Annotated in this window: 10 protein-coding genes; 9 read left to right on the top strand and 1 reads right to left on the bottom strand. The window is 69.2% G+C overall.

Annotation, left to right across the window (positions count from 1 at the left end; genetic code table 11):
• The 9 genes from AC5P7U_RS19155 to AC5P7U_RS19115 form a co-directional block, all read left to right on the top strand.
• The coding region (locus AC5P7U_RS19155) for a malonate decarboxylase subunit alpha (RefSeq protein WP_495221359.1) at positions 1-496 on the top strand (496 nt) is incomplete at its 5' end.
• A gap of 10 nt (positions 497-506) precedes the next feature.
• Positions 507-827, top strand: coding sequence for a malonate decarboxylase acyl carrier protein (gene mdcC / locus AC5P7U_RS19150; protein WP_049458935.1), 321 nt, complete (start codon positions 507-509; stop codon positions 825-827).
• Positions 824-1,732 carry a biotin-independent malonate decarboxylase subunit beta gene (locus AC5P7U_RS19145; RefSeq protein WP_006424033.1) on the top strand — a complete coding sequence of 303 codons (909 nt, stop codon included), beginning with the start codon at positions 824-826 and terminating at the stop codon, positions 1,730-1,732. The genes mdcC and AC5P7U_RS19145 overlap by 4 nt, the downstream gene beginning before the upstream one ends.
• 2 nt (positions 1,733-1,734) lie before the next feature.
• Positions 1,735-2,439: a biotin-independent malonate decarboxylase subunit gamma gene (gene mdcE / locus AC5P7U_RS19140; protein WP_197563494.1), complete on the top strand. Its 705-nt coding sequence runs from the start codon at positions 1,735-1,737 to the stop codon at positions 2,437-2,439.
• Positions 2,432-3,073 (top strand): malonate decarboxylase holo-[acyl-carrier-protein] synthase, encoded by a 642-nt coding sequence (mdcG, locus tag AC5P7U_RS19135; protein WP_197563464.1) that lies wholly within the window; start codon positions 2,432-2,434, stop codon positions 3,071-3,073. Before mdcE ends, mdcG begins: the two co-directional genes overlap by 8 nt.
• Positions 3,070-3,927 carry a triphosphoribosyl-dephospho-CoA synthase MdcB gene (mdcB, locus tag AC5P7U_RS19130; RefSeq protein WP_006424030.1) on the top strand — a complete coding sequence of 286 codons (858 nt, stop codon included), beginning with the start codon at positions 3,070-3,072 and terminating at the stop codon, positions 3,925-3,927. Before mdcG ends, mdcB begins: the two co-directional genes overlap by 4 nt.
• On the top strand, positions 3,924-4,844 hold the full coding sequence (mdcH, locus tag AC5P7U_RS19125) for a malonate decarboxylase subunit epsilon (RefSeq protein WP_006424029.1): 921 nt from the start codon (positions 3,924-3,926) through the stop codon (positions 4,842-4,844). Before mdcB ends, mdcH begins: the two co-directional genes overlap by 4 nt.
• Positions 4,845-4,948: 104 nt before the next feature.
• Positions 4,949-6,316 (top strand): SLC13 family permease, encoded by a 1,368-nt coding sequence (locus tag AC5P7U_RS19120; protein ID WP_006424027.1) that lies wholly within the window; start codon positions 4,949-4,951, stop codon positions 6,314-6,316.
• Positions 6,317-6,421: 105 nt separating this feature from the next.
• Complete coding sequence (locus tag AC5P7U_RS19115) at positions 6,422-7,141, top strand: GntR family transcriptional regulator (RefSeq protein ID WP_049458928.1); 720 nt, start codon at positions 6,422-6,424, stop codon at positions 7,139-7,141.
• Between the two features lie 81 nt (positions 7,142-7,222).
• On the opposite strand, the gene AC5P7U_RS19110 is transcribed toward AC5P7U_RS19115, so the two are convergent.
• Positions 7,223-7,555: a hypothetical protein gene (locus AC5P7U_RS19110; RefSeq protein WP_495221357.1), complete on the bottom strand. Its 333-nt coding sequence runs from the start codon at positions 7,553-7,555 to the stop codon at positions 7,223-7,225.
• Between the last annotated feature and the right edge of the window lie 20 nt (positions 7,556-7,575).

Below are 7,575 nucleotides of genomic sequence, written 5' to 3'. Positions count from 1 at the left end.
CCGCCACGCCAGCGCCGCCTGGATCAAGGCCGGCCAGCAGGCCGCCCGTCCCGGCGAGATGCCACGCGGGCGCAAGCTGGTGGTGCAGATGGTGGAAACCTTCCGCGAACACATGGCACCGGCCTTCGTCGATCGCCTGGATGCCTGGGACCTGGCCGAGCGCGCCGGCATGCCGCTGCCGCCGGTGATGATCTACGGCGACGATGTCAGCCACGTGCTGACCGAGGAAGGCATCGCCAACCTGCTGCTGTGCCGCACGCCGGAAGAACGCGAACAGGCGATCCGCGGCGTGTCCGGCTATACGGCGGTCGGCCTGGGCCGCGATCGCGCGATGGTCGAGAACCTGCGCGACCGTGGCGTCATCCGCCGCCCGGAAGACCTGGGCATCTCCGTGCGTGATGCCAGCCGCGACCTGCTGGCGGCACGTTCGGTGAAGGATCTGGTGCGCTGGTCCGGCGGTCTGTACGACCCGCCCAAGCGCTTCCGCAACTGGTAAGGGGCTGAGCATGGAAACCCTCGACTATCGATTCGAAGGACGCACCCCGGTGCAGTTCCCGCGCGATGCGGTGCTGGTCGGCGTGTTGGCCTCGGGCAACCTGGAAATCCTGCTGGAGCCGGCAGCACTGGAGGGCGCGATGACGGTGCGCATCGTCACCGCCGCGCAGGGCTTCGGCCGCGTATGGGAGGCGGTGATCGGCGATTTCGCACAGCGCCATCCGCTGCGCGATGTGCGCATCTCGATCAACGATGCCGGCGCCACCCCGGCGGTGGTCAGCCTGCGCCTGGACCAGGCGGTGGAAACCCTGCTGGCCGGAGGCACGCCATGAGCCACGTCCAGCGCCACAGCTACTACGAAGCCGATGCGCGCGAACGCATTGCCGGGCTGGTCGATGCGGGTTCGTTCCGCGAGTTCCTGGGCCCGGCGCGACGGATGATGAGCCCCCATCTGGCACAGCTCGACCAGCCAGCCGCATTCGACGATGGCATCGTCGTCGGCGAAGCCATGCTTCGCGGCAAGCGCGTGCTGCTGGCCGCGCAGCAGGGGGAATTCATGGGGGGCGGCGTGGGCGAAGTGCACGGCGCCAAGCTGACCGGCCTGCTGCGCCGCGCAGCAGCGACCCGTCCCGATGGGGTGTTGCTGCTGCTTGATACCGGCGGCGTACGCCTGCACGAAGCCAATGCCGGCCTGATTGCCATCTCCGAGATCATGCGCGCCACCCTGGATGCACGCGCTGCGGGCGTCCCGGTGGTCGCGCTGATCGGCAGTGGCAACGGCGCGTTCGGTGGCATGGGCATCGTTGCCCGTTGCTGCAGCACGGTGATCATGTCCGAGGAAGGCCGGCTGTCGCTGTCCGGGCCGGAGGTGATCGAAACCGTTCGCGGCGTGGAAGAGTTCGATTCCCGCGACCGCGCGCTGGTCTGGCGGGTGACTGGCGGCAAGCACCGCTACCTGATCGACCAGGCCCAGGTGCTGGTGCCCGATGCCATCGGGGCGTTCGCGCAGGCGGCATTCGATGCGCTGCTGGCGGACACCGCCAGCACCGATGCCGATGCCGCACTGAATGCCCTGCAGGCACGTCATGCCGCATTGAAAGCACGCGTGCAGGCCTGGGGCGGATGCCGCGATGGTCTTGAGATCTGGTCGCTGCTGGGCATCACCGAACCCGAGCGGCTGCCGCTGCTGGACACCGACGACTTCCTCGTCGCCACCGCCGATCGGAGCCTGCCATGAGCCTGCCCCTGCACGCGCTGCTCGATGCCCTGTTTCCGCGTGGCCACGCCGTTGCCGTGGAGGACTCGGTGCTGACCGGAACCGCCAGCACCGACGACGGCGACGTGACCGTGATCGGCACCGCCGACAAGCTCGAGGTGGGCGTGGACCACGCACTGGCACTGGCCGGAACCGTGCTGGCCAGCACCGCCGCGCATCCCCACCGACCGATCGTGATGCTGGTCGACACCGCCGGCCAGCGCCTGGCGCGCCGCGACGAACTGCTCGGCATCAACGGCTGTTTCGCGCACCTGGCGCAGACGTTGGATCTGGCCCGCCGCCGTGGCGCCCGCCTGGTCACCCTGGTCTACGGTGAATCGGTGAGCGGTGGGTTCCTGTCCTTCGGGCTGATGGCCGACCACATCCATGCCCTGCCCGATGCGCAGGTGCGGGTGATGGACCTGCGCGCGATGGCGCGGGTGACCAAGCAGCCGCTGGAGAAACTGCAGGCACTCAGCCAGAGCTCGCCGGTATTCGCGCCGGGCGTGGAGAACTACGTGGCGATGGGCGCGGTGGATTCGATCTGGCGCGGCGACCTGGCCGCACACCTGCTGCAGGCGCTGCGCACGCCCACCGATGGCGACCGCCGCGCCGTGCGGGGGGCCGAACGTGGCGGGCGTCGCCTGGCCGCAGCGGTGGCCACTGCGGTGAGCCAGGGCGATGCCTGAGCGCTTGCCCCGGCATACGCTGGTCTGGCTGTCGGCACACGCAGCCTGGCAGGCGGACATCGCCGCGCATGAGGCGCGCTTGGCCGACTGGCTCGCGCAGGGCCTGCCGGCCATCGTCGCGCGACGTGCCGCCGACGATGCCGATCGCCGGCTGCGCCTGGGCGTGCCGCTGCCGCCGGCCGAGGGCAAACTGCGCCTCGCCCTGCGCGTGCCGGCACGCGATGTACTGCGCACCGCACCGCCACCATCACTTCATACGGTGCTGGAAGGCAGCGTTGCGCGGGACTGGCAACGCCCCCTGCAGGCACTGCACGGCATCGCTGCCGCGCATGTATTCGGTGCCTTCGCGTGGCAGCACCTGACCGGCCTGCACTATGTGCACGCGCGTTCGGACATCGATCTGCTGTGGCGGATCGACACCATCGCACAGGCCGATGCCCTGGTTGCACGGCTGCTGGCCTGGGAAACCCAACACGGCCGCCGGGTCGATGGCGAACTGTGCCTGTCCGGCGATGCCGCCGTGAACTGGCGGGAGTACGCGGGACGCAGCCGCGAAGTACTGGTCAAGCGCCACGACGGCGCCGCCCTGGAATTGCGCGAGTCCGTGTTCGCCCCCGCCGGGGTGACCGCATGAGCGCCGTCGCGCAGCCGAATATCCGAGCGGCAGCTGCCGCGGACAGCGCGCGCCTGGGGCGCCTGGCCGTCACCAGCCTGCACGCGGAGCTGGCGCTGGCGCCCAAGCCCGGGCTGGTCACGCCATTCGACACCGGCAGCCATCACGACATGGACGCCGGCACATTCCTGCGCAGCCTGTTCGCGCTGCGCCACTATTTCGCTGCCGTGGCCCACCTCGGTGCAGCCGGGGCGGACTTCGATGCCCTGCGCCGGTGTGGCATCGCCGCCGAAGCGGCGATGCTGCGCGCGACCGCCGGCATCAATACCCATCGTGGCGCGATCTTCAGCCTCGGCCTGCTGGTCGCGGCCGCCGCTGCCTGCCGTTCCCGCCTGGGCCATGCCACCAGCGGTGAGCGGGTCTGCCTGGAGGTACGTCGCTGGGCGGGGCACTTCGCACATGCCCCGCTGGATGCAGGCAGCCCAGGCCAACGTGCGCGCGCCCGGCACAGCGTGCCCGGTGTGCGCGAACACGCCGCCGCAGGCTATCCGCTGCTGCGCGAGGTGGCGTTGCCCACCCTGCGCCACGCGCTGGCCAATGGCCTGGCACGCGAAGCCGCGATGTGCCACACGCTGATGCAGCTGGTCGCACACACCGAAGACCTCAACCTGCTGCATCGCGGAGGCGCTGAAGGCCTGCGCTGGGCACGGCAGCAGGCCCACCGTTTCCTGGCCGACGGCGGGGCCTTCGCGCACGATTGGCGGCCGCGCCTGCAACAGATCGCCGATGCCTTCGTCGTGCGCCGCCTGAGTCCCGGCGGCAGCGCCGACCTGCTCGCCTGCAGCGTGTTCCTGTTGCAGCAGGAGGCCGCATGAGCCTGGCGCTGCTCTGTCCCGGACAAGGCGCACAGCATCCGGCGATGTTCGATCGCGTGCGCGGCCTGGCCGCCGCGCGACCGCTGCTCGATGCCACCGGCGAACTGCTGGGCCGCGATGTGTTCGCTGCTGCGGCGGCCGACGACCGTTTCGACAATATGCAGGCGCAGCCCCTGCTGTGCGCAGCCAGCCTGGCGCACTGGCAGGGCCTGCGCGAGGTGTTGCCGACGCCGACGTTGATCGCCGGCTACAGCATCGGCGAGCTCGCCGCGCACGCCATCGCCGGCAGCTTCGACACCACCACCTGCCTGGCACTGTCCGCGCAGCGCGCGCGCCTGATGGACGCCGCCAGCCCTCGCGATGCTGGGCTGCAGGCAGTGCTGGGGCTGGACCGCGATGCCACGCAGCGGTTGTGCGACACGCATGGCGCCTTCATCGCCATCGCCAATGGCCATGACCACTTCATCGTGGGCGGTGCACAGCGCTCGCTGCACGCGCTGGCCGCAGACGCGCAGGCACATGGCGCGGAGATCCGTCCGCTGCCGGTCCATGTGCCCGCACACACCCCGCTGTTGGCCGGTGCGCAGGTACCGTTTGCCGCAGCGCTGCGGGCCGCGCAGGTGCGTGCGCCGCGGCTGCCCCTGCTGGCCGGCGTCGATGCCCGCCCGGTGCGTGATGGCGCCGCCGTGGTGCACACGCTGTCGGCGCAGCTGGCACAGACCATCGAGTGGGCGCAGGTGATGCGCCAGGCCTTCGAGCGCGGCGCACGGGTGTTCCTGCAGCTGGGCCCGGGCAACGCGCTGGCACGCATGGTCGCGCCGTCCTATCCGTGCTGCCAGGTACGCGCGGTGGAAGAGTTCCAGAGCCTTGAAGGCGCCGCGGCGTGGGTCCGCAGTGCGCTGGAGCGGCTGCAGTAACGGGTTCGAGCAGTACGTATCACGCAACACGCCGTACGTCGCCTTACCCCGGGATGGCGGGTCTCCATCCGCGCTGTACGTGAGTCACGTGTCTGGGAGGGCGCATGAGTCCACAAATCGCAACGATCATCGGCCTGGTGATCATGTTCATCGTCGCCACGGCAATGCCGATCAACATGGGCGCCGTCGCTTTCGCGCTGGCTTTCATCATCGGCGGGCTGTGGGTCGACATGGGAGGCAAGGAAGTCCTGGCCGGCTTTCCAGGCGATCTGTTCCTGACCCTGGTCGGCATCACCTATCTGTTCGCCATCGCGCAGAAGAACGGCACCATCGACCTGCTGGTGCACTGGGCAGTGAAAGCGGTGCGCGGCCATATCGTGGCCATTCCGTGGGTGATGTTCGTGATCACCGCGGTGCTCACCGCGTTCGGTGCGCTGGGCCCCGCCGCGGTCGCCATCATCGGCCCGGTCGCCCTGCGCTTTGCCAAGCAGTACAACATCAATCCGCTGATGATGGGCCTGCTGGTCATTCATGGTGCGCAGGCGGGCGGCTTCTCGCCGATCAGCGTGTACGGCAGCATCACCAATGGCGTGGTGCAGAAGGCCGGGCTGGAAGTAACCGAGATGGCGGTGTTCCTGACCAGCCTGGGCTTCAACCTGATGATGGCGACGATCTGCTTCTTCGCCTTCGGTGGCATCGCCCTGCTGCGACGCGGCTCGATCACCGCAGCGGGAACGGTCGGCAATGCCGAGCTGGCGATGGCAGGTGGCCCGCAGGCATCGTCGCGCCAGTTCGCGATCGAAGGCCATGGCGCGCTGGTTGCCGCCGGCGGTGGCACCCTGTCCAATGATCCGGTGGCACTGGATGCGGTGAACCTGACCCGCGAGCGGCTGTTCACCCTGATCGGCCTGCTGGGCCTGGGCGTGGCCGCGCTGATCTACAACCTCAACGTCGGCCTGGTCTCGATCACCGTGGCGGTGGCGTTGGCGCTGCTGTCGCCGCAGAGCCAGAAAGGGGCGGTCGATGGCATCAGCTGGTCCACCGTGCTGCTGATCTGTGGCGTGGTGACCTATATCGGCGTACTGGAACATGCGGGTGCAGTGGACTTCATCGGCAATGGTGTATCCGATATCGGCATCCCGCTGCTCGGAGCACTGCTGGTCTGCTACGTCGGTGGCATCGTCTCCGCATTTGCCTCGTCGGCCGCCGTGCTGGGCGCCACCATTCCGCTGGCGGTGCCGTTCCTGATGCAGGGCCACCTCAGCGCGGCCGGCGTGATCTGTGCGCTGGCGGTGTCATCGACCATCGTCGATGTCAGCCCGTTCTCGACCAACGGCGCACTGGTGGTGGCGTCGGCCGCCAAGGAAGAACGCGAGACCCTGTTCCGCCGCTTCCTGGTCTACAGCGGCCTGGTGGTGGCACTGGGGCCGCTGCTGGCCTGGCTGGTGTTCGTGGTGCCGGGCTGGATGTAACCACCCAACGGTAGTGCCGGCCGCTGGCCGGCAATCTCATGAAGCCATCCCGCAATCATGGGTTGCCGGCCAGCGGCCGGCACTACCTGGCGGTACACTTCCACCATGGCCATTGCCCCTGCTCCACGGTCCCCGAAGAAGCGCGCCCCTCTGTATGAAGAGGTGGCCGAGCATGTGCGCGAGCGTATCTACGATTACCGGCTGCCGCCGGGTGAGTGGATCGACGAGCCCGCGCTGTGCGAGGAACTGGGCATCAGCCGCACGCCGCTGCGCGAAGCGCTGAAGCTGCTGGCCGCCGAAGGCCTGGTGCAGATCGATGCCGGGCGTGGCGCGCGGGTCACCCGGCTCACCCTGGAAGACCTCAACCAGCTGTTCCCGGTGATGGCGATGCTGGAAGGCCGCTGCGCGCATGAGGCGGTCAGGCATATCGACGATGCCGGCGTGCAGCAGCTGGAGGACCTGCATGCAGCGATGGAAGCGGCGGCGGCCGAAGGCAACATCGCCGAGTACTACCGCAACAACTACCTGATCCACGAAACCGTACAGCACTACGCCGGCAACCCGTGGCTGATCCGCATCACCCATGACCTGCACCGCATCCTGAAGATGCATCGCGGCCGCCAGCTGCTGACCCCGGGCCGTACCGCGCAGTCGCTGGCCGAACACCGCGAACTGATGGAGTGCTTCCGCCGCCGCGACGCGCAGGCCGCCGAACGCACCATGGAGCGCCATCTGCTGAGCCAGGGCCAGGCATTGGCCGCCTATGTGGCAGCGGGTGGGCTGCTGAACGTGCCGGCGCCGTTGCCGACCGCAGGCGGCGGCTGAGCTGCTGAGGTTGCCGGCCAGCGGCCGGCACTACCAGGGCTGGGTAGTGCCGGCCGCTGGCCGGCCCCCCTTGACGTCTCATCAATCGCCGCCACCGCAGCTGCCGCCGTCACTGCCACCACCATCACCGCTGCAGTCGGAGCTGCTGTGGCCGTGATGGCTGTGGCTGTCACTGGAATGGCCTCCCGAGTAGTCGTAGGCGCCGCCGAGGCCGTTATCGCCCCGGCTGCCCGAGCCATCGGTGGTGGCCACCGCCATGCACAGGATCGCGCCGACCAGCGGCAGCAGCCAGACCAGCAGCAGCTGCACCGTGCGACCGCCTGCCGACAGGCCGTCGCGCCGGACAATGAGCACCGTGGCGACCAGATTCAGGCCCAGCACCAGCAGGACCAGCAGAAGGGCGAGGATCAGCATGCGGCGGTTCCGTGCCTGGA

This window comes from Stenotrophomonas sp. YJH_SMC_57 (assembly GCF_059369755.1).
This window is presented reverse-complemented; position numbering and strand designations above follow the sequence as displayed.

What these genes read in the sequence shown, in the direction of transcription:
- mdcC (WP_049458935.1), top strand. Translation starts at nt 507, where the DNA reads ATGGAAACCCTCGACTATCGATTCGAAGGACGCACCCCGGTGCAGTTC.
- mdcB (WP_006424030.1), top strand. Translation starts at nt 3,070, where the DNA reads ATGAGCGCCGTCGCGCAGCCGAATATCCGAGCGGCAGCTGCCGCGGAC.
- AC5P7U_RS19115 (WP_049458928.1), top strand. Translation starts at nt 6,422, where the DNA reads ATGGCCATTGCCCCTGCTCCACGGTCCCCGAAGAAGCGCGCCCCTCTG.
- AC5P7U_RS19145 (WP_006424033.1), top strand. Translation starts at nt 824, where the DNA reads ATGAGCCACGTCCAGCGCCACAGCTACTACGAAGCCGATGCGCGCGAA.
- mdcH (WP_006424029.1), top strand. Translation starts at nt 3,924, where the DNA reads ATGAGCCTGGCGCTGCTCTGTCCCGGACAAGGCGCACAGCATCCGGCG.
- mdcG (WP_197563464.1), top strand. Translation starts at nt 2,432, where the DNA reads ATGCCTGAGCGCTTGCCCCGGCATACGCTGGTCTGGCTGTCGGCACAC.
- AC5P7U_RS19120 (WP_006424027.1), top strand. Translation starts at nt 4,949, where the DNA reads ATGAGTCCACAAATCGCAACGATCATCGGCCTGGTGATCATGTTCATC.
- AC5P7U_RS19110 (WP_495221357.1), bottom strand. Translation starts at nt 7,555, where the DNA reads ATGCTGATCCTCGCCCTTCTGCTGGTCCTGCTGGTGCTGGGCCTGAAT.